We start from the raw sequence: 22,446 nt of genomic DNA on the forward strand, positions 1-22,446 counted from the left end.
GGACATCCCATCCTAGATCGTAGCTAACAAGCTTTTCGCATTTATGCTTGGATTGCAAGTGCCCAAGAACTTGCTTGCTGACTTTCTAATCCTGATCCTCTTTGGCAGCAACAGCCACGACCTTTTCCTGCACATTTCTCGGCATAGCTTGGTAATGGCTAAACCGTGCACTGTGGATCCCCCGTCCCTGTGTCATCGAACGAACACGGGTGGAGTATTGATATAACTCGGCTTCGGGGACCTGGACGAGAATTTTTTGCATCGTCCCTTCAGCTTCCATGCCCTTGATCGTTGCACGGCGTCCATTCAAATCCCCCATCACATCCCCCGTATATGTATCTGGTACAGTGACCTCCACATCATGGATCGGCTCCAGGATGACCGGTTTTGCTTTGCGGAATGATTCCCGGAACACCATCCGTGCCGCCGTTCTGAAGGCATTCTCATTCGAATCTACCGAGTGCATTCCCCCATCAAAGATGACAAATCGAACATCTCCAACTGGGTAACCCGCCACAGGACCTCTTTGCATGCCTTCCAAGACACCTTTCTGAATCGCACCAAAAAAGCGCCGCATATCAATCACACCCCCAACAATTGCATCAATGAACTCAATCGTTGATCCCCAGGCAGTTTGGGATTGCGCAACATTACGCACGTTGATATCCGGTCGCTTCCGAAATTCACCATCAAGTGGCTCAATCAGAACAGAAATGTCAGCGAACTGTCCCGCACCTCCCGTCTGTTTCTTATGCCGATAGGAATCGCGTGCCTCGGTTGTAACGGTTTCGCGATAAGCAACCCGCGGACGAGTGTATTCCACCTCTACATTCACCTTGGACTTGAGCCGATACTGAGCAACCTTAAGATGCATCGCCCCCTGCCCACCCAAAGTGATCTGACTTAAATGCGGCTCATGCATCACCACCAGAGAGGGGTCCTCTGCAGTGATTTGGTGTAGTCCCTGTGCAAGTTTATCCTCCTCGCCCTCCGTCTTCGCTTGAATTGCCTCACGGTAACGCGGTTCTGGGAAGGGAATGGGGGTAACAACCACCCTGTTTCCTTTCTTGTGAAGCGTATTATTGGTATGGGTATCCCGCAGCTTGACCAACGCTCCGATGTCTCCCATATTCATACGCGAGACCGTTTCACGATCGCGCCCACATAATACATAGAGCTGCCCCAGGCGCTCAGATGTCCCAGATTGAGCATTCTCAAGATCCATTCCCGACTCGATTGCACCGTTGCATACACGAAAGAATGAATAATCTCCGACATGATGCTCTGCCATTGTGCGATAGACAAAAACGATCGGATTCCCCTCCATGCTCGGTTCAGCCACCTTACCCTCCGTCAACGGAAGAGAAGCGGCCTCCAACGGGGATGGCACTACATTACCGATAAAACTCATCAGGCGGGCAGAGCCCACATTCTCGGTCGCTGCTGTGCAAAAAATTGGATACAGCGATCTCTGCAGCATTGCATCACGCAGTCCGGCACGCATTTCATCCTCGGTCAATCGCTCTGACTCCAAATATTTCTCCATCAATTCCTCGTCGCTGACCGCGATGTCCTCTACCAATGCATTGTGTAACTCTTCTGCACGTTCGCGAAACTCATCTGGAATTTCACTAAATGTAGGCGGCCCTTGAGAGCTTGAGTCGAAGGTAATTTTCTTCATGATCAGCACATCAATCAATTCATTCGGGGCCCCGCCCGGGAATTGAATGACCGTAATCCCAGAACCAAAACGATCTCGCATCTGCGTAATGAGTGAGTCGACATCCGCTTGGGGGCGATCAATCTGATTAATGACAAACATTGCTGGCTTTTCATTCTCCGTCGCCGCAGCCCAGGCTAGTTCTGTACCCACCTCAACCCCTTCCTGGGCATTCATCACAAAAATGGAGGTGTCTGCGACTCGAACAGCTGCAACGACCTCACCAACAAAATCCGGGTATCCTGGAGTATCAATGATATTGATCTTGTGCTCTTTCCACTCCGCGTGCAAAAGAGACGAGAAGATGGACATCTGCCTCTCCTTTTCACTCGGCTGATAATCACTGACCGTAGATCCTTCGGTGACCGTACCTAAACGGCGTGTCTTTTTGCTGACATACAGCATAGACTCAGCCAAGGAGGTTTTTCCACTACCTTGATGGCCGACCAACACAACATTTCGGATATGCTCAGGATTATATACTTTCATTAGCTCTTATCTTAGATGTCTCTCGAGATACTCGCCGCAAAATATACAGCCTGGGAAAGAATTTACCTGCTTTTCTACCTTAATTGTACTAATGGAGAACACCCTCGGATAAAACCGTTTAAGTCGCTATGCTGTAGCACCAAAAACAATGTCTTGGTTCAAAAGAACGAAAAAGGGAATTCTGACTAGTCGTAGTGGTCAGCACGAGATGCCTGCTGGACAATGGCAAAAGTGCCCAGGATGTGCAGCTGTTAACCCTGTCCGGGCACTGAATGGTAATCTGAACATCTGCCCCAAGTGTGACTACCATGGTCGCCTAGGTTCAAGCGAATACTTTGCGCTGCTGCTTGACGATGGCTCCTGCCAACTCCAGGATCAGGAAATTATCTCAACAGATCCCCTTGAGTTTACAGATCGAAAACACTATTCCGATCGGCTTGAGAGCACGCGAAAAAAAAGCGGATTGCCTGACGCAGTACAGGCCGCTATCGGACAAATGGATCGGCATACCGTATCTATCGCTGCCATGGATTTTAAATTCATTGGGGGATCGATGGGCTCCGTTGTCGGTGAAGTCATTGCCCGTTCTATACGTAGAGGGGTTGAACAGAATATTCCCGTCATTGTCATAGCACAAAGTGGCGGAGCCCGGATGATGGAAGGTGCGCTCAGTCTAATGCAGATGGCCAAAACCAGTGCACACCTTGCCCGGTTACACGAAAAGGGGATCCCATATATCTCCGTATTAACGAATCCAACGACTGGCGGTGTGACCGCGTCCTTTGCGATGCTTGGTGATATCAATATCGCCGAACCTGGTGCACTCATCGGTTTCGCGGGCCCCCGTGTTATCCGCGAAACGATTGGGCAAGATCTCCCAAAAGGATTTCAAAGTTCCGAGTTTCTCAAAGACCATGGTTTTGTCGATATGGTCGTGGATCGACGAAAACTTCGTACAACATTGATCCACCTTCTCAACCTTTTCCAAGAAGAATCATCTACCAGTAAGACAGATGGTGATTGAATGCTTCCAAGATTACGAGTCCGTAAGCTCACGTGCTGCGGAACTCGTATGTGAAGTTATCTCCGAAAATCCCAGCGGTGTATTTGGATTTGCGACGGGGAGTACGCCTGAAAGACTCTACGAGTTACTCGTCACCCGTTATCAGCGTGGCGAGATCTCGTTTGACCGACTCACTACGGTGAATCTGGATGAATATATCGGGCTTGCCATCAACCATGAGCAATCCTACGCGACTTTCATGCAACATCACCTTTTTGGGCATGTCAATGTGCGGCCAGATTCCATTCACTTCCCGGCAACAGTCCCAGACCCGTCAGCGTTTGAGCGACTCATTCAGAACAAAGGGGGGATTGATCTTCAGATTTTGGGGCTCGGAAGCAATGGCCATATTGGCTTCAATGAACCTGGCTCGCCATTTGATTCCCGTACCCGGGTTGTATCACTTGCCCCATCGACGATCCAGGACAATGCCCGATTTTTCGATTCCATAGAAGATGTACCCCACCAAGCAGTAACGATGGGGATACAAACAATAATGGAGGCCCGCAAGATCGTGCTGCTCGCATGTGGCCCCGCAAAAGCCGATGCGGTAGCACGGTGCCTGCAAGGCGCCCAGACAGAAGACGTGCCAGGTAGTTGCCTACAGGCTCATTCTGATGTCACTGTATTGCTGGATGAAGCTGCATTTTCGGGGCTTAACAAGTAACAACCTAGAATCTACTTTAACCGTGATACTCATATTAAAACCCAATACGGACCAGGATTCGCCACGGTATGGACTCCTGACGCGTTATCTGGACTCGCTCGTGAACATTACCTATCAAGTCCGGCATATTCAGGGTACTGGTCAGCGACTGACTGAGATCTACCTACTGGGGGATACCAAATCCCTCTCAATGGAATTCATGCGAAGCCTGCCCTGCGTGCAGCGTGTAGTCCGTGTACAGGAAGCCTACCGAGTGCTCGGAAGACATGGCCAGGAAGACTTCCCTCATCAGTTTGAATACAACGGAATCACATTCAATCAAACGAATCTCCATGTATTTGCTGGACTGTGCGCAGTGGATACTCCGGAGCATGTAGAACTCATGATGAAGGCGCTCAAGGAAAACGGGCAAGCCTGCACTCGAATGGGAGCCTACAAACCACGTACTAATCCCTATTCTTTCCAGGGACACGGAAAAAACTGTCTCCCCTATGTCTTTCAACTCGCGGGCAAATACGACATCCGAATCATTTGCATGGAAGTCACGCACGAATCGCATATCCTAGAGATTCATGAGGCTCTCGAGGCCACAGGGCATCCCACCGGCGTCATGCTGCAGATCGGTACGCGTAATACACAGAATTTTGAACTACTCAAGTGTGCTGGCCGTCAGGATAACTACCCCGTCCTGATCAAGAGAGGATTTGGAATCACATTAAATGAATCACTGAATGCGGCGGAATACCTGGCCAGTGAAGGGAATCGACGCGTGATCTTTGCACTGCGTGGAATGAAAACGAACCTGGGTGATCCACATCGAAATTTCGTTGACTTCTCGCATGTACCGGTCGTCCATCGACTCACTCGAATGCCTGTATGCATTGATCCATCCCACTCTGTCGGCAACAGGCAACGAAGCCCGGATGGATTATTGGATGTGATGCATGCTACAGCACAGGGCATTATCGCCGGAGCAAATATGGTACTTGTTGATTTCCATCCAAAACCTGCCAAGGCATTGGTGGATGGCCCCCAGGCACTGCGTCCAGATGAACTTCCGCTCTTTCTGGAAGATGTTCAGATTGCACGTGATGCCTATCTCAAACGTGTTGCGCTGGTTCAATCCAGACAAGAGGCCGCGTAACAGGCTTCGGCCCGCTCGATCAGTGCTTCGACCTCACTGAGTCCTTTGTGCCAGAATTCTGGATCTTGCAAGTCAACCCCCAAGCGGCCAACAAGGATATGTGGCCAATCGGATCCACCTGCCCTCATTAACTCAATGTATTGATCTGGAAATTCGTCAGGAGATTCGAGGTAGCGTTTATACAGGGCCAATACTAACAGCTCCCCGAATGCATATGCGTAGACATAGCCTGGTGTATGCAAAAAATGCGGGATATAACTCCACCAGCTACGATACTGCTCAGTGAGTACCACGCTATTGCCAAACATAGCTGATTGAGTAGACATCCAGTACTCTGCAAATTTATCCGACGATAATTCTCCCTCCTCACGCCTTGCGGTGTGGATCGCGTGCTCAAATCGATTCATGGCAACTTGGCGGAAGACGGTTGCCATGGTATCATCAATCTTGCTCACCAGAAGCGTCAGCACATTACGTGGATTAGGCTCTTCCGCCAACAAGCGCTGGAACGTAAGCATCTCCCCGAACACAGAGGCCGTCTCCGCCGTAGTTAACGGGGTAGAAGCCTGCAAGTAACCCTGTTCTCTTGAAAGGAACTGATGCACCCCATGCCCAAGCTCATGTGCTAGGGTTTGCACATCTCGTGCACGCCCGGTATAATTTAACAGCACGTAGGGATGTACACTGGGGACTGAGCCATGGCTGAATGCCCCACCCTGCTTGCCCACCTGTACGGGTGCATCGATCCACTTTTCTTCAAAAAACCGCTCGGCAACATCCGCCAGAAGTGTATGAAATCCCCGGTAACTCTCCAGGGTAATATGTCTGGCATTACTCCATGAATAGTGGGTGTCGCTCTCTCCGACAGGTGCATACCGGTCATAATCATAAAGTGGGTTGAGCCCCAGAATTTTAGCCTTAAGTTCATAAAAGCGAGCCACCAGGTCATAACGGCTCACTACCGCCTGCACCAGAGCTTCTGCTGTTTCATCGGCAATCTCATTGCCCAGGTTACGGGACTTGAGCCAGTGTGGCAACCCTCGCATACGGTCATTTGCAGCCTTGTCAGCCAGCAGTGTATTGAAGATGTACGTGAGCGTATGCTCATTCGAGGCGAGCCCTTTTGAAAAGCTGTCCGCAGCCTCTTTGCGTAGTCCCCGGTCGTGGGCATGAAGCTTTGTGAGCAAATGCTCCTGAGGAAGAACTTCTCCTCGAAGTGTAAAGCGCATTCTACTGGTTGTCTCAGTGAAGTAGCGCATCCAGGCAGATCTTCCGGTCACCTGCGTCTCTGCCAGAATCTTCTCCTCTGCCTCTGAGAGGGTGTAGTCCTTAAGAAGTCGTTCACATTCTAGAAAATGACGATATCCGGCAAGTTCGTCACCCTCCATCAATACCCGAGCCTGATCATCATCCACTCTCATCCACTCCAACCCAAAGAATAGCAGGTTCTTACTAATTTGCGTGGACAACTCACGAACATGCTGCAGAAGTGCGCCACGTACCGGATCATCCGTAGCCGTAACCCACGAGAGGTAGGCATAAGTCATTGCGCGACCAACCCGCTCTTGAATCAGCTCGTACTCCGTGATCGCCTCCTTCATCTGAATTACCTCCAGACTTGCTACCCTGCCCCTCCATGACTTGTTAAACCTTTCCGCGTCACTGGTTACATCAATCAGGTCTTTTCGTAAATCGGACTCACTCAGATAAAGATGAGTCAGATCCCAATGTACATTTTCAGCACCGGTCGTTTGAGAGTCCATTACACTGTGGAAATTAGCACTCGCGTAGAACCTTGATTGCTATAAATTGTTGTAATCTGATACCGTAACACAATCCAATACCTTGATGTCCTATCAGTCAATTGACTCCATTAATGATTTCGATGCGATCCTAAAACAGTCCGATTCGGAAACAGTCGCAGTCTTCAAGCATAGCTCCACTTGCGATCTCTCTGCTACGGCCAAGGATGAAATGGCAAACGTCAAGCTCCCCGTCTTTGAGCTTGTTGTTCAGACGGCACGCCCTCTGTCCAATCATATTGAGGCTCATTTTGGGATTCGACACGAATCGCCTCAAGTGATTTTAATCTCCCGAGGCGAGTCCATCTATAACGCGTCTCATCGGGCTGTGACTGCGGACAGTATCCACGCAGCTGCTGCACAGTAGTGGTCCAGGAGTCAGATGAGCCATTCTAAGCAATCTTGAGGTTCCCCGTCCGCTGGTTAGGGATAATGCTATATCGCTGGCCAGATTTATAGTCGCTTTACCCGGATTTAGGCTGAGAAATTCCGCAAATTTGTTCGTTATTTGAACAAATTCCTCGTGATCTTCTGGCGACTCTCTCATTCGAGTGATATTTCGCCAGACCCCGAAATATTCCGTATTGAATTTTAGCCATTTGGAGTCAGGATCATCCTCATTTTCTGGCTTCATCGCCTCAATGGGGCATTCAGGTTCACAGACTACACCATCGATGCATTCACCCTGCTACTGCTTCGACTTCTGCTGGATCATAGTTCAAAATCGGCCCTAACCAGCGCTCCACCTCACGCACCTGCATCCCTTTGCGGCGAGCATAGTCCTCAACCTGATCCCGATCAATCCGGCCAACGGCGAAATAAGTGCTTTCTGGATGCGCAATGTACAATCCAGAAACAGAGGCAGCGGGGATCATTGCACAGCTAGTGGTCAATTCCATCCCAATGCGATTCGCGTCAAGCAAGCGAAAAATCGTCTCCTTCTCCGTATGGTCGGGCTGGCAGGGATAACCCGGCGCCGGTCGAATACCAGAGTAAGCCTCTTTGATTAAGGCTTCATTGTCATAGTTTTCATCCGCCGCATATCCCCAAAGCTCCTTCCGGACACGCTCATGCATATACTCCGCCAGAGCTTCTGCAAATCGATCAGCAAGGGACTTGATCATGATCGCTGAATAGTCATCGGAATCGGCCTCAAACATTTTGGCAATCTGCTCCGCCTCGGTTCCGGAAGTGACCGCGAAGGCCCCAACATGATCACCCACCTCTGCAATGAAGTCAGACAGAGCAAAATTGGCTCGGCCATTGTCTTTTATCATTTGCTGACGAAGTGTAAAGAACGTTTCGCCAGTATTGAGCTTGATATCGTCACCGTCCCGGGAAGCCTCCCAAAAACCAACAACAGCTTTCGGCTTGAACCAACCCTGATCCATGATTTGTTGCAGCATCACCTGGGTATCGCGCCAAAGGTCACGCGCCGCTTTACCTTTCGTCTCGTGTTCCAGGATTTTTGGATATCGTCCAGCTAGGTTCCAGGTTACGAAATATGGGGTCCAGTCAATGTAGCGAGCGAGCTGTGACAGATCAAAGTCCTCAAAAACTTTGGTGCCTTTATAACTCGGGACTTGAGGAGCCGGAGTCTGCAGCTTGTGCGCGTGGCTACGTGCTACTTGAATCGAATAGCGTGGCTTTGGTGGACCACCCACTCGGCGGTCACGCATTCGCTGATACTTGGCCTTTATGGTCTCAACAAAAAGTGGGCGCTCATCATCGGAGAACAATGAGGAGACAGTCCCAATCGCACGGCTTGCATCGGTAACGTGAATAGATGGGCCATTGCTGCGGGCCGGGTCGATTTTCACGGCTGTATGCACTGGAGAGGTAGTTGCCCCTCCGATCAACAGAGGCTGTTTCATGCCAAGACGCTGCATTTCGCCTGCTACATAGACCATTTCGTCCAGACTTGGTGTGATGAGTCCAGAGAGACCAATAATATCAACCTGTTCTTCTTTGGCTTTGTTGAGAATATTCTCACACGGCACCATAACGCCCATATCAACAACCTCATAGCCGTTGCACGCAAGCACTACACCGACAATATTCTTCCCGATATCGTGTACATCACCTTTGACGGTGGCCATCAGGATTTTGCCATTCGAAGCGTCAACGACTCCTAGCTTTTCTTTATCGGCCTGCATGAACGGGTCGAGATAAGCTACAGCCGCTTTCATGACACGGGCAGACTTCACAACTTGCGGCAAGAACATTCTACCGGACCCAAACAGGTCACCCACCACGTTCATGCCATCCATGAGCGGGCCTTCAATAACATGCAACGGGCGGTCCGCCTCAGCTCTGGCCTCCTCCGTATCCTCGACAATAAATTCGGTGATTCCATTTACAAGTGCATATTCAAGCCGCTTCTCCACAGGGAGTTTGCGCCAAGACATATCTTTTTGTACCGACTTTCCTTTTTGACCACGGAACTGCTCGGCGTAATCAACGAGCGCCTCTGTCGCGCCCTCATTACGGTTGAGGATCACATCTTCGACCAGTTCTCGCAGTGTCGGTTCAATCTCGTCATAGATATCCAGTTGACCAGCATTCACAATTCCCATGTTCATCCCGGCAGGGATCGCGTGATACAAAAAGACGGAATGCATCGCCCGACGCACTGGCTCATTGCCACGGAAACTGAAGGATACATTCGAGAGCCCACCCGAGATATGACAGCCAAGGCATGTCCTACGGATGACCCGTGCTGCCTCAATAAAATCAACTGCATAATTATTGTGTTCTGGAATTCCCGTGGCAACGGCAAAAATGTTTGGGTCAAAAATTATGTCTTCGGCGGGGAAACCAACTTCTTCGGTAAGAATCTTGAATGCCCGCTGACAAATCTCAATCTTGCGTGATGCAGTGTCCGCCTGACCCACCTCATCAAACGCCATCACGATGACTGCTGCGCCGTAAGACAGACATGCATGTGCTCGCTCTCGAAACTGATCCTCTCCTTCCTTCAGTGAGATTGAATTGACCACGGCCTTGCCTTGGACACATTTGAGACCTGCCTCGATCACTTCCCACTTTGAGCTGTCAATCATGATTGGCACCCGGGCAATGTCGGGCTCGGCGGCAATCAGGTTGAGGAAGGTTTGCATGGCTTTGACACCATCAAGCATCCCCTCATCCATATTTACATCAATGATCTGTGCACCGCTTTCGACCTGCTGTCGTGCAACTTCTACGGCGGTCGCATAATCGCCACTCACGATCAGTCTCCGGAACTTGGCGGAACCGGTCACATTGGTCCGCTCACCAATGTTTACAAATGTCTGGGCAGCTGTACTCATTCCCTATCCGGGCCTTTGTTTGGCCAGAAGCCCTTGAGGTTATGATTATCAGGATTGGTCACCCTATTGGCCATAGATCCCCTTCTCCCTCAGTTTAATTCGCCAATTCAAAAGATTCCAAGCCCGCAAGTCGTAACGTATCCCTACTTCCGACTGGAATTCGTGGCTGCAAACCCTCTATTGCCTCCGCGATTGCACAAATATGCTCTGGAGTAGTGCCACAACATCCCCCGAGGATATTCACGATGCCATCCTGAGCCCATTTACCGACTTCGTCTGCGGTCTCCTGTGGTGACTCCTCATACTGTCCCATCTCGTTGGGCAGCCCAGCATTCGGATACGCGGCAACCCAGGTATCTGCAACACGGGACATAGCGGCAATATGCGGACGCATTAGATCGGCACCAAGTGCACAATTGAACCCCACCGCAAATGGTTTTACGTGGCGTATCGAATGCCAAAATGCTTCAACTGTTTGACCTGACAGGGTGCGCCCCGACCGGTCTGTAATAGTCCCGGAAATCCAAACCGGTAGCTTTTCAAGGCCTTCTGCCTCGAGATCAACGATCGCTTTGATTGCTGCCTTGCAGTTTAGTGTATCGGTGACCGTCTCGATCAAATAGAGATGTACTCCGCCTCTATTCAGAGCTTCGATTTGCTCACGATACGCTTGGTAGACCTGGTCAAATGTTACTTCCCGTGCGCCAGGATCATTGACATCTGCGCTCATGGAGAGCATCTTGTTCAGCGGCCCAATGGAGCCTGCGACGAAGCGTGGCTTCTGCGGCTCTTTTTTTGTCCACTTATCTGCCGATGCGCGGGCAAGTTTTGCACCTTGGTAATTGATATCAACGACTGACCGGAGATCAAGTGCGTAATCATCCTGTACGATCGTTGTCGCGGAGAAGGTATTCGTCTCTGAGATATCCGCCCCGGCCGCAAAATAGGCGTCATGCAATTCTGTCACATACTCTGGTCGTGTTAAGCATAGAATATCATTATTGCCCTTCATATGAACCGGGTATTCTTCCTCAGAGAACCGTGCCCCGCGATAATCCTCTTCTTCAAGCCCCATTCTTTGAAACATCGCACCCCAACAACCATCAAGTAGCAATATGCGCTGCTTGACAGCTAAGTAGAGCTGATCAATACGGCCTTGGCGATTGGTCATCAAACTTCGGCGACGGTTACATAAATGAGCATAGCGAAGCCTGTATCTATCCCTCGACTACGGCGCGAACGAATCCTGAAGAGCACTGCCGGAGCAGTGCATTGACAATCCGGTAATGAACAAGAACTTTCCATGGTCCTATTACACCACCGCCTGCGGCTTCAATCCAAGTAATCGACAGGTAGACAGTGCCAAGCTCGCGCGATTAAGCGTATAGAAATGAAACTCATTCACGCCTTGCTCTGATAGCTTGTGGCAGAGTTCGGCGGCTACATTCGCCGTGATGAATTCACACGTCACCGTATCTTCATCAGTCCCCTCGTAAAGCTCATGCAGCCAGTCTGGTAAATTGACCTGGCAGAGATCTGCAATACGTTTCATGCCTTTGAAGTTCGGTTGCAGCATGATCCCGGGTACAATCGGCATGGTAACCCCACCTGCCCGTGCACGGTCAAGAAAGGCAAAGTAGACCGCCGGCTCAAAGAAAAATTGTGTAATCGCGCGGTCAGCACCAGCATCCTGTTTGGCTCTTAAAAATGCGATATCCCGGTCCCAGCCTCGACTATGCGGATGTTGCTCTGGATAGCAGGAAACGCTGATTTCAAATCTGGCATCAGGCACAGCGTCATGTGCTCGAATCCCCTCAATCAATTCGATGCTATTGCGAAAACCACCTGGATGTTGCTCAAATTTTTCGCCGATGCCTTCGGGAGGATCGCCTCGCAGTGCCACCAGGTGACGTATGCCCGCTCGCCATAAATCGACTGCGACCTGTAAAACTTCTTCCTTGGTTGCGCTCACACAGGTCAGATGCGCGGCCGGCAAGAGCGGAGTGTCCTGTGCAATTTTGGTGACAATCCTTTGCGTTCGATTTCGTGTAGTGCCACCAGCTCCGTAGGTTACAGACACAAAACGCGGTGCCATTGGTGTCAGGCGTGCAACCGATTCCCAGAGCTTGGCCTCCATCTTGTCCGTTTTCGGTGGAAAGAACTCGAATGAGACGTTGGGAGCTGGTTTCGATTGCTGCTCCGCAGCGGCGAGTTGATTCACGCTGTAGCCTCCTGGTGGACTGGCATGCCAAGTCGCCGTCCAAATGAGAACGCTGATGCCCTGATCAAGTGAGGCGGGTGGGTCAAATTTCTTCACCTGTACGGAAAACCCGGCTGCTTCCGCCCATTGCAGCATATCGTCTTCGGAAATTCCAAGCCGATAGTGTCCCTGGGATTCACGTAAAAACTCGAGTTCATGCGGGGCAAAATCAACGACAAGAAGTTGCCCTCCCGGTTTGAGAATGCGTGCAGCCTCTGTGATTACATCCTCGGGTTTTTCGAGATAATGCAACACTTGATGCACGATAACAAAATCAGCACTATCGCTCTCGAAAGGGGTATGCGTGGCATCACCCTGACGAACGCGTGCGTTGCCTATCCCTGCTCGGCTGAGGTTTGCCCGTGCAACAGTTAGCATCTGATGGGCGAGATCAAGGCCTTCGGCCTCCTGTGTGTACGGGGACAGCAAAATCAGCATCCGCCCGGTACCGGTCCCAAGATCAATGACGCGCTCAAAGTGGTATGTCCCAATATGATCAAGGATGGCCTGCTCAATTGCTGCATCGGGATAATGCAGAGCCCGCAACCGGTCCCAGTCTTCGGCGATTTCTGAAAAGTAGGTCGCGGCTGATTTTGCACGAACTTTGCGAACCCGCTGCAGGGCTTTAAGGTCAGACGTAAATGGATCACTATCGGTCTCTAATTCAGCAAAGAGTCCCTGCAGTAGCCTTCCGGCCCAACCTTTATTTTGGATTCGATAGAATACCCAAGATCCCTCAGGCAGCCGTTCGACCAAGCCCGCCCGTGCCAATGTCTTTAGATGATGTGAGAGACGTGGTTGACTTTGATTGAGAATTTGTGCCAGTTCACCAACAGCAAGGTCGCCACAGCGCAGCAGCACAAGAATGCGTAGCCGGTTCGGCTCGCCAGCCGCCTTCATAGCACCAATAAGCAGCCTCTGACACACGTCCATCAGAACTCATTATAAATATTTGTTTATATAAACGCACCTTTTAATGAAAATGTTCAGAAATTGCAAAATTTAAATGTCTTCGGGTCGTCGAAAGGGGCTCATGCGGGGTCAGGTCCTAATGTGCATCCGATGAATCGCTGTGGTTTCAACTTTTACCTCGAAACGGGAAACCGTAGGTGGAAATGACTGCTTTTACAGGTTAGTCTACCAACCAAAGCAGTACTTCTATGGGTATCACTGAATATTCTTCCCTTCACGTCTAACCAACCCCAATAAACTCAAAGAGTGGACTCCCGTCGCACCACAGACATCGGGAATCTTTGGTCAATAGGGACTACCAGTTTTGTGCTCACCGAGCACTACAATACATTCGTGAATCTGGTAAGTGCAATCACAGAGGGGACCCACCCTGGAGCGCTCACATCTAATAGCAAGCGGGCAGGGATGCTCTTTCAGGAAAATGGCAATCACTACGCACTCTCAGTAGGAACACTGAGGCCCAAATTCTCGCGTACGACAGCCTTGATTGATTGGTACTCGTCGGGATTTTCTCTGAGCCAGTTCTTAGCATTATCACGTCCCTGACCAATTCGTGCATTTCCATAGCCATACCAGGAACCGCTTTTGGTAATAAGACCAATATTCACCGCTAGGTCAACCAATTCCCCGACAGATGAAATCCCCTCTCCGTAAATGATATCAAACTCAGCGTTACGGAACGGAGGAGCCACTTTGTTCTTGATCACTTTGACACGCGTTCGGTTACCTATCACTTCGGTCGCACTCTTGATTGCACCAATCCTACGAATATCTAACCTGACTGAACTGTAAAACTTTAGGGCTTTTCCACCTGGCGTCGTCTCAGGGTTTCCGAACATCACCCCAATTTTTTCACGTAACTGATTAATAAAAACCACAGCCACATTCGATCGGTTGATGATACCGGCCAACTTTCTTAGAGCTTGGCTCATAAGGCGAGCTTGCAAGCCAACGTGACTATCTCCCATATCCCCTTGAATTTCGGCTGCAGGCACCAGAGCCGCCACCGAGTCAACTACAATGAGATCAAGCGCACCACTGCGCACCAGGGTTTCGCAAATATTTAATGCCTGTTCTCCTGTGTCGGGCTGCGATATGAGTAGCTGGTCAATATCTACACCTAATTGCTCGGCATAGGATGGATCGAACGCATGCTCAGCATCAATAAATGCGCATTGTCCTCCCAACTTCTGTGCCTCGGCAAGGCAATGTGTGGCCAATGTAGTCTTGCCCGACGATTCAGGACCAAAGATCTCAACGATTCGTCCACGGGGTATGCCACCTACACCTAGCGCAGCATCCAAAGCTATAGATCCGGTTGGGATAGCTTCCACCTGTACGGGGGGAGAATCCCCCATCCTCATGATGGATCCTTTGCCATGTTGTTTCTCAATCTCTTTGATTGCGAGGTTGAGAGCCCGCATTTTAGGGTCTTCTTTTGCACTCATGATTACATTATTGCATTAGGCCGTTCAATGATACAACACTTTGACCAAGTTTTTTACCTCCTTCTGCCACTATTTTGTAACGCACTCTCGAAAAACCTTGATGTATCGAGACCTAGGCTCCCAGAGACGCATTTGGTGTTAGGTAGCTACTGCTTGTTTGGAGTCCCCATAACCAGGTATATCGGCGTAAAGTACGCAATTTCCATATGCACTGGTTAACTGGGTCAGGGCGGTTTTGAGGCGCTCTCCGTTGAAATGAAAAACGTAAATCATCGACGGATTCCTGAGGTGGTCATTACGCGAGACAAGCGGTTCTGACTCCAATCAACCAATCTTTTCTGGTTGGTTTGAGGGGAAATCAATATTACTACTGCGGTTGCTTCGTTTGCGCAATGACTGAAGTACTATATTCAGGGCAGCAACCACACTCTTCTGCTTATTGCGATCACGATCCTGGCCAAATTGATGCTTAACAGCCCATGCTTCGTGGGCGTCCGCATACCCAATCCAGACCAGACCAACAGGCTTTCCTGCTGTTCCTCCCGAAGGCCCAGCAATCCCTGTCACAGATAACCCTATATCACTGCCAAAGCAAGTGCGCACTCCTTCCGCCATTTGCACAGCAACCGGTTCACTCACGGCACCGAATTGATCCAATATATCGACATCCACATCCAAGTGGTGCTGCTTTACGAGATTTGAATAAGCAATCACGCCCCCCATAACATAATCAGAAGATCCTGGCACATCAGTTAACCGATCGAGTACCGAGCCACCGGTACAGCTCTCCGCGACGGCAATGGTCATTCCCTTATTCCTCAATAGACTTCCTAGAATACTTTCCAATGTATCGTCATCTTGGCCGAAGATGACTGACCCAAGTTTCGCTCTGATAAATTTTTCCGCAGCATCCAGACGCTCACCGGCATCATTCCCCCTGATTGTTAACCTGACACGAACGCTGTAAGCTCCAGGCAGATACGCAATCTGAAGATCTGGCTCCAATAAATGAGATATAGATTCGATCTTGCTTTGAAGAAGGGTCTCCCCTACTCCGGCAGTCTTGATTGTACGCTGAGCAATCTCTGCACGACCATCCATCTGCATGATTCGAGGGATTACATGATCAGAAAAAATAGCTTTCATCTCATGAGGAACCCCTGGAAGAAGAACCACCACACTCCCATTTGCTCCTCTGTGCCATAGACCGGGAGCTGTGCCCTTGGAATTTGGTAGTATCTCGAAACCACCTGGGACACTCGCAACTCGCTCCGAACCACTTGGTACAGAGCGTCCGAGGGATGCGAAGTGACGTTCAATTGCAGCCAAGATTGTGGGATCTACCGTGAGAGGGGAACCGGTAAATGCTGCAGCGGCCTCTCTCGTAAGGTCATCAGGAGTAGGGCCAAGGCCTCCAGTTACCAAAGTGAGATCACAGCGACGCACACCATCCTCGATCGCAGCTTTTATTGCTTCTTGATCGTCGGCAACTGTTAGCGAATACGAAACGGAAATCCCCAAACGAGTCAACTCTGCCGCAAGATAAGACGCATTGGTATCCACCACCTGCCCTACTAGAAGCTCATCTCCTACTGTTACAATACTTGCGATGAGCTGTGTCACCTCAACCTCTCAGTGTTTTAGCGTCCACGCTTGATAATCACTGCGCCACTCCAGAAGAGAATCCCGCAATTCGGAAGTTATATGCCCGGTCTCGAATGCAACTTTTAACAAGGCATCAAAATCAGACAGAGTCTCCAGCGGAGCCCCCTTCTTTTGGAATAATTCTGCCACTCCTTCCAGGTTGTATGTAAAGATCGCCAAGGTGACAACCGGCATTGAGCCAGTGGCTTTTTGTATAGCTTCGGCAGCCTGGATTGACGAGAGACCAGTAGCCACGAGGTCCTCAATCAACAAGACCTTGCTGGTTTCCGGTAGATAGCCTTCAATCTGATTCTGATGTCCATGGCCTTTGGGCTCCGGTCGAACATAGATTAGAGGCAAAGAAAGGCGCTCAGCTATCCATGCCGCGTGGGCAATACCAGCTGTTGCCACACCTGCAACGCGATCAAAATCATACTTTGAAGCCTTTTCGATAAACCCGTCCGTCAGCATTCGTCGGATCTTGGGATAGGAAAGCGTCAGGCGATTGTCGCAATAGAATGGAGACAGCATACCCGAAGACCAGACAAATGGCTTCCCTGAAGTAATTGCTATAGCCTTGATTCCGAGTAACTCTCGGGCCACTTCAAATGCAATTGACTCAGATTGATCACTCATTGGCAATAGTCACGTTTTTTAGATATATGCGAATATAAGACAGTGCACTCAGGCAAGTTACAACAACGACCATTATCATGAATCCATACATGACGTTCCCTTTTAGAAATGCCTCGGCAAGCGCCTGTGTTTCAGGGAGATACTGCAACGTCAGTGTCAACAGGAACAGACCTAAATACGTCATTTGCAGGGCTGTCTTGGCCTTAGCAAATCGAATGGTTGGCAATGATCCTCCCGCAGATTCAGCAGTCATTCGCAGTCCTGTCACCAGTGCATCCCGTATTACGATCAACCCAACCGCCCACCAGGGTACCTGCTGTGGGTGGAGCCAAGCTAGTGCAACAAAGCCTCCCAGAACAAAAATTTTGTCTGCTATTGGGTCAAGATGTCGCCCCAGTCGACTTTGATTCTTTAGCGCCCGTGCAACGTATCCATCCGCGAAATCCGAAACTGCCCCAAGAATAAAGAGCGTAAACGCAAGCGATGCAAATGAAAGAGTCTTCTGAAAAAGACAGAAAATCAGAAAAGGGGTTACTAGAATGCGAAATACCGTGATGGCATTCGGAATGAATCGCATGACATAACAATACAGGCAGAATCATTCTACCGTAACTATGACAGTGCGTTCATCGACTGACAGTTGCATAAATGTCCCATGATCTGCCATTCTGTCCGATGTGATCGGTCGGCAGGATTATTGCCCAATTAGTAATTGTCTTTTGAACATAACCTTTTAATAAAAAACCACAAGGGAAATATGAGTAAGATTATCGGAATCGACCTTGGTACAACGAACTCGGTTGTCTCGGTATTGGAAGGCGGTGAGCCTAAAGTGATTGAAAACGCGGAAGGCGGTCGTACAACCCCGTCCGTGGTCGCTTTTAAGAAAGACGGTGAGCGTCTCGCTGGTGGACCGGCCAAACGCCAGGCCGTGACGAACGCGGAGAACACCGTTTTCTCCATCAAGCGCTTTATGGGCCGCGCCTACGATGAGGTGCCCGGCGAACTTAAAACAGTTCCATACAAGGTTGAGAAAGGCGAGAACGGAACCGCGCGTGTACGTATTGACGACAAGCTGTACTCGCCCCAGGAAATTTCAGCGATGATTCTGCAGAAGCTTAAAAGCACTGCAGAAGACTATCTGGGAGAAAAAGTCACCGAGGCCGTGATTACAGTACCCGCCTACTATAACGATGCCCAGCGCAAAGCGACCAAAGAAGCAGGGAAAATTGCCGGCTTGGAGGTTCGCCGGATCATTAACGAGCCGACGGCAGCCGCACTTGCATATGGCCTGGGCAAACAGGATAAAGATCGTACAATCGCCGTCTATGACCTTGGTGGAGGCACCTACGACATCTCAATCTTGGACCTCGGCGGTGGCGTGTTTGAAGTAAAGTCAACCAACGGGGATACCCACCTTGGTGGTGATGACTTTGACCATAAACTGATTGATTACCTCGCGGACGAATTTCAAAAGTCTGAAGGTGTCGACTTGCGTGCCGACAAAATGGCATTGCAACGGTTGAAAGAAGCTGCCGAGAAAGCCAAAACAGAGCTTTCCAGTAGTAGCGAAACCTCCATCAATCTGCCATTCATTACTGCGACGGCGGACGGTCCCAAGCACCTGACCACCACACTGTCGAGAGCAAAATTTGAGCAGTTGATCGGTAACCTGGTGCAACGTACAGTTGCCCCAATGAAGCAAGCGCTCGAGGATGCCAAGCTTACGCGTGATCAGATTGATGAAGTCATCCTGGTTGGTGGTTCTACGAGAATTCCACTCGTACAAAAAACGGTAGAGGAGTTCTTTGGCAAGGCGCCAAATAAATCGGTCAACCCCGATGAGGTCGTGGCCATGGGTGCAGCAATTCAGGGTGGTGTATTGTCTCAGGACATTGACGATGTTCTGTTGCTTGATGTAACTCCGCTCAACCTGGGGATCGAAACCCTTGGTGGTGTCATGACTGCGCTGATTGAGTCAAACACCACAATCCCGACACGGAAACAGGAAATATTTTCAACTGCATCGGATAACCAGCCTTCCGTTGAGATCCATGTACTTCAGGGCAACCGGGACATGGCAGTCCATAACCGGACTATCGGCAAGTTTCATCTGGATGGTATTCCACCGGCAAGACGCGGAACTCCTCAAATCGAAGTTGCCTTCGATATTGATGCAGATGGCATCTTGAATGTGACCGCCAAGGACAAGGCGACAGGACGAGAGCAATCCATCCGGATTGAAGCATCCAGTGGACTTTCGGAGAGTGAGATTGAGCAAATGCGTCAGCAGGCAAAAGAGAATGCGGATGAAGACAAAAAACACCGGAAAGAGGTTGAGCTTCTTAACCAGGCAGACAGTCTGATCTACACCTCCAAGAATAACCTCTCGGAGTATGGGGAAAAACTCTCCGAAGACAAGAAGGCAAAGATCACCGGAGCCCTCGAGCGACTGGAGAGTCTGCACGAAGCCAAAAACTTCGATGAACTGGAAAGTGGTATTGAGCAGTTAAGTGAGGCTTGGGCTGCTGCCAGTGAGGAGATGTATGCAGCGCAGCAAGCTGCGGCGCAGGATGAAGCGGCTTCAGGGGAGCCGTCTGCAAACGGTCAGGCATCAGCAGACGATGTGATTGATGATGCTGATTTTGAGATCGTTGATGAGGAGGAGCCGGAAGGTAAATAATCTCCCACTCAATCAAGGTTAAACAGTCGCCGAGCGTTTGCGCAGGTAATCTCTGCCACCTCGGCAACTGTGCAACCTTTGACCTCCGCAACCTTTTGGGCAACCAATGCCGTCCAGGCTGGCTCATTCCGCTTTCCTCGATGCGGAACGGGAGACATATAAGGCGCATCGGTTTCCAGGACGATTTGGCTTAAGGGAATATCACGTATCATATCAGCCACACCTGAGTTCTTGAAGGTTACTGCGCCGCCGACTCCGATCAGAAAGCCCAATTCTGCCGCGGCTTCCGGGAGCCAATCCGGTCCGGTAAAGCAGTGAAAAATCCCTCGGGGACGGGCGTTGTCATTGGAAGGCAATTCACGCTCAAGTATCTGAACAGCATCACGATGCACCTGATCGCGATGCTGTTTATCTCTCAAGTGGATGATCAGTGGCAGATTTTTTTTCGCAGATAGCTGAATATGGCGGGCAAAGAATTCCGGCTGCCGCTCGTCGTAATACTTATCCCAGTAATAATCAAGCCCAGACTCCCCTACTGCAATCACATTCGGCTCATTGCATAAGCGGGTGATCTCATCAAAATCGTGATCCCCTGCCTCTGGAATGTGTGTTGGGTGAATGGCGGCCATCGCATAAATCCCTTCGTACCGTGCACACAGATCTAGCGCCTGATAGACCGATGGTACATCTACAGCAGGCAAAAGAATACGTTTTACTCCTGCCTCCTGTGCCCTCGATAGAACGACCTCCAGATCCTGCTGAAACCGATTATCGTAGAGATGTGCGTGCGTATCTATCAACATTGGAATCATTCTGAAAATTCACTCTCACTGATTGCGACGACGATGTTCTACGAAAACTAGCCCGAAGTTTGGTGACCTCACCGGAGGTTAAGCTGATCTGCGACAAGATCCCCAGCATGGAAGATTTCCAGCCTTTCAAGCGTGAAATTAGTGAATAAATATTCACCATCACGAATCCTTCACTTTCAAGATTTTTTTCGTATGTGGTGATGAAGGAAGCGGATCAATAAACGCTAACAATTTCACTCTCCAAGATCTGGACTACGGGCGCTAATTGCGTAAATTGGGAGCCATTTGGCTAAAACGATGCAATAACGCGGCTTACCATTTGCGACAAACAGGATGATACTCCTATCTTGTCCGTTGCACCGTAGAGTTGCGAACAACCTGGAGATTTAGAAGGGAATCACAGCATAGCGAACGGGTTTGCTATCTTCTCCAGTGCTTAACTTATGCCCATCAATAACCAAACTGATCAAAAATATGATCTGGACTAAACTGAGCAAACACACCGACTTGGGACTGCTCATCTTTCGGATAGGGTTCGGCTTTGGTATGCTGATCTTCCACGGCTGGGGTAAATTAGTGGGAGGCCCTGAAGCCTGGAATTCCGTCGGCCAATCTATGGAGAACTTTGGAATCGGCTTTGGGCATACCTTCTTTGGATTTATGGCTGCTTTTGCCGAGTCGATCGGAGCCATCTGTATCATTCTCGGGCTCTTCTATCGCCCCGCAGTCGCAATACTTGGATTCACTATGCTTGTCGCAACCCTGACACATGTCATCTCTGGGTCAGGTAGTCCAGCACATGCTTTCAAGAATTTCTTTGTCTGCGCAGGTAAGTTCCTGATTGGCCCAGGAAAATACAGCCTCGATCACAAGCTCTCTGGAAAAGTTGTGGGAGGTACCGCAATATTCGCGCTACTTTTTGTGGTGATCCCAGGTAGTGCCTTTGCACAGCACAGTACCGTCCATGATGAACTTACGATGCAAAGTGAAATTCTGGATTCGGAACGGAAATTTGCAGTCTACCTTCCACCCGATTACCACACAAGTGAACGTAGCTATCCAGCACTGTACTTATTGCATGGCGCCGGAGATGATCAGACCGGATGGATTCAGTTCGGCGAGGTCCGGCATATCGCAGACAAGGCCATTCGGGAAGGGAAGGCAACCCCTATGATCATCGTCATGCCGGATGCGAATACGGGAGTTCGAGGATATTTCAATGACGTGACCAACTCATGGCGCTATGAGGATTTCTTCTTTGAAGAACTGATCCCCCATGTAGAAGAGCGGTTTCGGATTAAACCCAAGAAACGCTATCGCGCCGTTGCTGGCCTCTCCATGGGCGGAGGAGGCTCATTTATTTATGCACTCCGCCGCCCCGAACTTTTTTCTTCTGCTGCCCCACTGAGCGCATGGGTTGGACCGAGTTCTGCTGAGGAATACAAGAGTACGATGGAGCGCTGGGGCAACGATCTGTCGGGCATCTCAGATGATGCAATTGAGGAATATGTCAAACGACACAATGCTGTCGAGTTGATCCGTACGTTACCAGAAGATGGGCTGCGGTCTGTTCGGTGGTTTATAGATTGCGGAGATGATGATTTTCTGTACGAAGGTAACTCGCTTGCGCATATTGAGCTGCGAAAACGTAGAATTCCACATGAGTTTCGTATTCGGGACGGTGGACACACATGGACCTACTGGCGTGACAGCCTTCCAGTTGTCCTTCACTTTGTCTCTCAAGCATTCCATCAGTACTGATTCAGTGCGACGGTTAGCTGACAAATGGTGATTT

The 22,446-nt window shown here is 49.9% G+C and carries 17 protein-coding genes; 6 read left to right on the forward strand and 11 right to left on the reverse strand.

Going from position 1 to position 22,446, the window contains the following annotated elements; genetic code table 11:
* Positions 1-85 precede the first annotated feature (85 nt).
* Positions 86-2,209: an elongation factor G gene (locus F4Y64_01815; protein MXX96335.1), complete on the reverse strand. Its 2,124-nt coding sequence runs from the start codon at positions 2,207-2,209 to the stop codon at positions 86-88.
* 148 nt (positions 2,210-2,357) lie between these two features.
* Here F4Y64_01815 and F4Y64_01820 point away from each other — a divergent pair, with 148 nt between their 5' ends.
* From F4Y64_01820 to F4Y64_01830, 3 genes are read left to right on the forward strand one after another with little or no spacing between them, the layout of a single operon-like run.
* Positions 2,358-3,233 carry an acetyl-CoA carboxylase carboxyltransferase subunit beta gene (locus F4Y64_01820; GenBank protein ID MXX96336.1) on the forward strand — a complete coding sequence of 292 codons (876 nt, stop codon included), beginning with the start codon at positions 2,358-2,360 and terminating at the stop codon, positions 3,231-3,233.
* A complete protein-coding gene (gene nagB / locus F4Y64_01825) occupies positions 3,223-3,939 on the forward strand; it encodes a glucosamine-6-phosphate deaminase (protein ID MXX96337.1) in 717 nt (238 codons plus the stop codon). The genes F4Y64_01820 and nagB overlap by 11 nt, the downstream gene beginning before the upstream one ends.
* A 22-nt stretch (positions 3,940-3,961) precedes the next feature.
* Complete coding sequence (locus F4Y64_01830; protein ID MXX96338.1) at positions 3,962-5,083, forward strand: 3-deoxy-7-phosphoheptulonate synthase; 1,122 nt, start codon at positions 3,962-3,964, stop codon at positions 5,081-5,083.
* Here the strand turns inward: F4Y64_01830 and F4Y64_01835 are convergent.
* On the reverse strand, positions 5,059-6,846 hold the full coding sequence (locus F4Y64_01835) for a M3 family oligoendopeptidase (protein ID MXX96339.1): 1,788 nt from the start codon (positions 6,844-6,846) through the stop codon (positions 5,059-5,061). The genes F4Y64_01830 and F4Y64_01835 overlap by 25 nt on opposite strands.
* 85 nt (positions 6,847-6,931) lie before the next feature.
* Between F4Y64_01835 and ytxJ the strand changes: the two genes are divergently transcribed.
* Positions 6,932-7,252, forward strand: a complete 321-nt coding sequence (gene ytxJ / locus F4Y64_01840; protein ID MXX96340.1) for a bacillithiol system redox-active protein YtxJ — start codon at positions 6,932-6,934, stop codon at positions 7,250-7,252.
* Here the strand turns inward: ytxJ and F4Y64_01845 are convergent.
* From F4Y64_01845 to F4Y64_01880, 8 genes are all read right to left on the reverse strand, one after another.
* Positions 7,169-7,519: a DUF3470 domain-containing protein gene (locus F4Y64_01845; protein MXX96341.1), complete on the reverse strand. Its 351-nt coding sequence runs from the start codon at positions 7,517-7,519 to the stop codon at positions 7,169-7,171. The two genes, ytxJ and F4Y64_01845, sit on opposite strands and share 84 nt — an antisense overlap.
* 46 nt (positions 7,520-7,565) lie before the next feature.
* Positions 7,566-10,196 (reverse strand): methionine synthase, encoded by a 2,631-nt coding sequence (metH, locus tag F4Y64_01850; protein ID MXX96342.1) that lies wholly within the window; start codon positions 10,194-10,196, stop codon positions 7,566-7,568.
* Positions 10,197-10,290: 94 nt separating this feature from the next.
* Positions 10,291-11,367, reverse strand: a complete 1,077-nt coding sequence (locus F4Y64_01855) for a 5-methyltetrahydrofolate--homocysteine methyltransferase (protein MXX96343.1) — start codon at positions 11,365-11,367, stop codon at positions 10,291-10,293.
* Between the two features lie 141 nt (positions 11,368-11,508).
* Positions 11,509-12,552 (reverse strand): methylenetetrahydrofolate reductase [NAD(P)H], encoded by a 1,044-nt coding sequence (gene metF, locus F4Y64_01860; protein MXX96344.1) that lies wholly within the window; start codon positions 12,550-12,552, stop codon positions 11,509-11,511.
* A 1,307-nt stretch (positions 12,553-13,859) separates the two neighbouring features.
* Positions 13,860-14,876, reverse strand: a complete 1,017-nt coding sequence (recA, locus tag F4Y64_01865; protein ID MXX96345.1) for a recombinase RecA — start codon at positions 14,874-14,876, stop codon at positions 13,860-13,862.
* A 324-nt stretch (positions 14,877-15,200) separates the two neighbouring features.
* Positions 15,201-16,499 carry a competence/damage-inducible protein A gene (locus F4Y64_01870; GenBank protein MXX96346.1) on the reverse strand — a complete coding sequence of 433 codons (1,299 nt, stop codon included), beginning with the start codon at positions 16,497-16,499 and terminating at the stop codon, positions 15,201-15,203.
* Positions 16,500-16,508: 9 nt separating this feature from the next.
* Positions 16,509-17,156, reverse strand: a complete 648-nt coding sequence (gene pyrE, locus F4Y64_01875; protein MXX96347.1) for an orotate phosphoribosyltransferase — start codon at positions 17,154-17,156, stop codon at positions 16,509-16,511.
* Complete coding sequence (locus F4Y64_01880; protein MXX96348.1) at positions 17,149-17,733, reverse strand: CDP-alcohol phosphatidyltransferase family protein; 585 nt, start codon at positions 17,731-17,733, stop codon at positions 17,149-17,151. Before F4Y64_01880 ends, pyrE begins: the two co-directional genes overlap by 8 nt.
* A 180-nt stretch (positions 17,734-17,913) precedes the next feature.
* On the opposite strand from F4Y64_01880, the gene dnaK reads away from it, so the two are divergent.
* Positions 17,914-19,839 carry a molecular chaperone DnaK gene (gene dnaK, locus F4Y64_01885; GenBank protein ID MXX96349.1) on the forward strand — a complete coding sequence of 642 codons (1,926 nt, stop codon included), beginning with the start codon at positions 17,914-17,916 and terminating at the stop codon, positions 19,837-19,839.
* An 8-nt stretch (positions 19,840-19,847) separates the two neighbouring features.
* On the opposite strand, the gene F4Y64_01890 is transcribed toward dnaK, so the two are convergent.
* A complete protein-coding gene (locus F4Y64_01890) occupies positions 19,848-20,648 on the reverse strand; it encodes a TatD family deoxyribonuclease (protein MXX96350.1) in 801 nt (266 codons plus the stop codon).
* Between the two features lie 477 nt (positions 20,649-21,125).
* On the opposite strand from F4Y64_01890, the gene F4Y64_01895 reads away from it, so the two are divergent.
* The gene (locus tag F4Y64_01895; GenBank protein MXX96351.1) at positions 21,126-22,412 is read left to right on the forward strand and encodes a DoxX family membrane protein; all 1,287 of its coding nucleotides are present in this window, start codon (positions 21,126-21,128) and stop codon (positions 22,410-22,412) included.
* Positions 22,413-22,446 lie beyond the last annotated feature (34 nt).

This window comes from Rhodothermaceae bacterium (assembly GCA_009838195.1).
In the GTDB taxonomy this organism is placed as follows: domain Bacteria; phylum Bacteroidota; class Rhodothermia; order Rhodothermales; family Bin80; genus Bin80.

Bases quoted from the DNA above. Each gene is read 5' to 3' on its own strand.
- F4Y64_01845 (MXX96341.1), bottom strand. From the start codon at position 7,519: ATGAAGCCAGAAAATGAGGATGATCCTGACTCCAAATGGCTAAAATTC.
- dnaK (MXX96349.1), top strand. From the start codon at position 17,914: ATGAGTAAGATTATCGGAATCGACCTTGGTACAACGAACTCGGTTGTC.
- F4Y64_01820 (MXX96336.1), top strand. From the start codon at position 2,358: ATGTCTTGGTTCAAAAGAACGAAAAAGGGAATTCTGACTAGTCGTAGT.
- ytxJ (MXX96340.1), top strand. From the start codon at position 6,932: ATGTCCTATCAGTCAATTGACTCCATTAATGATTTCGATGCGATCCTA.
- F4Y64_01895 (MXX96351.1), top strand. From the start codon at position 21,126: ATGATCTGGACTAAACTGAGCAAACACACCGACTTGGGACTGCTCATC.
- pyrE (MXX96347.1), bottom strand. From the start codon at position 17,156: ATGAGTGATCAATCTGAGTCAATTGCATTTGAAGTGGCCCGAGAGTTA.
- F4Y64_01815 (MXX96335.1), bottom strand. From the start codon at position 2,209: ATGAAAGTATATAATCCTGAGCATATCCGAAATGTTGTGTTGGTCGGC.
- F4Y64_01835 (MXX96339.1), bottom strand. From the start codon at position 6,846: ATGGACTCTCAAACGACCGGTGCTGAAAATGTACATTGGGATCTGACT.
- metH (MXX96342.1), bottom strand. From the start codon at position 10,196: ATGAGTACAGCTGCCCAGACATTTGTAAACATTGGTGAGCGGACCAAT.
- recA (MXX96345.1), bottom strand. From the start codon at position 14,876: ATGAGTGCAAAAGAAGACCCTAAAATGCGGGCTCTCAACCTCGCAATC.
- metF (MXX96344.1), bottom strand. From the start codon at position 12,552: ATGCTGCAATGGGCGGAAGCAGCCGGGTTTTCCGTACAGGTGAAGAAA.
- F4Y64_01880 (MXX96348.1), bottom strand. From the start codon at position 17,733: ATGCGATTCATTCCGAATGCCATCACGGTATTTCGCATTCTAGTAACC.
- nagB (MXX96337.1), top strand. From the start codon at position 3,223: ATGGTGATTGAATGCTTCCAAGATTACGAGTCCGTAAGCTCACGTGCT.
- F4Y64_01855 (MXX96343.1), bottom strand. From the start codon at position 11,367: ATGACCAATCGCCAAGGCCGTATTGATCAGCTCTACTTAGCTGTCAAG.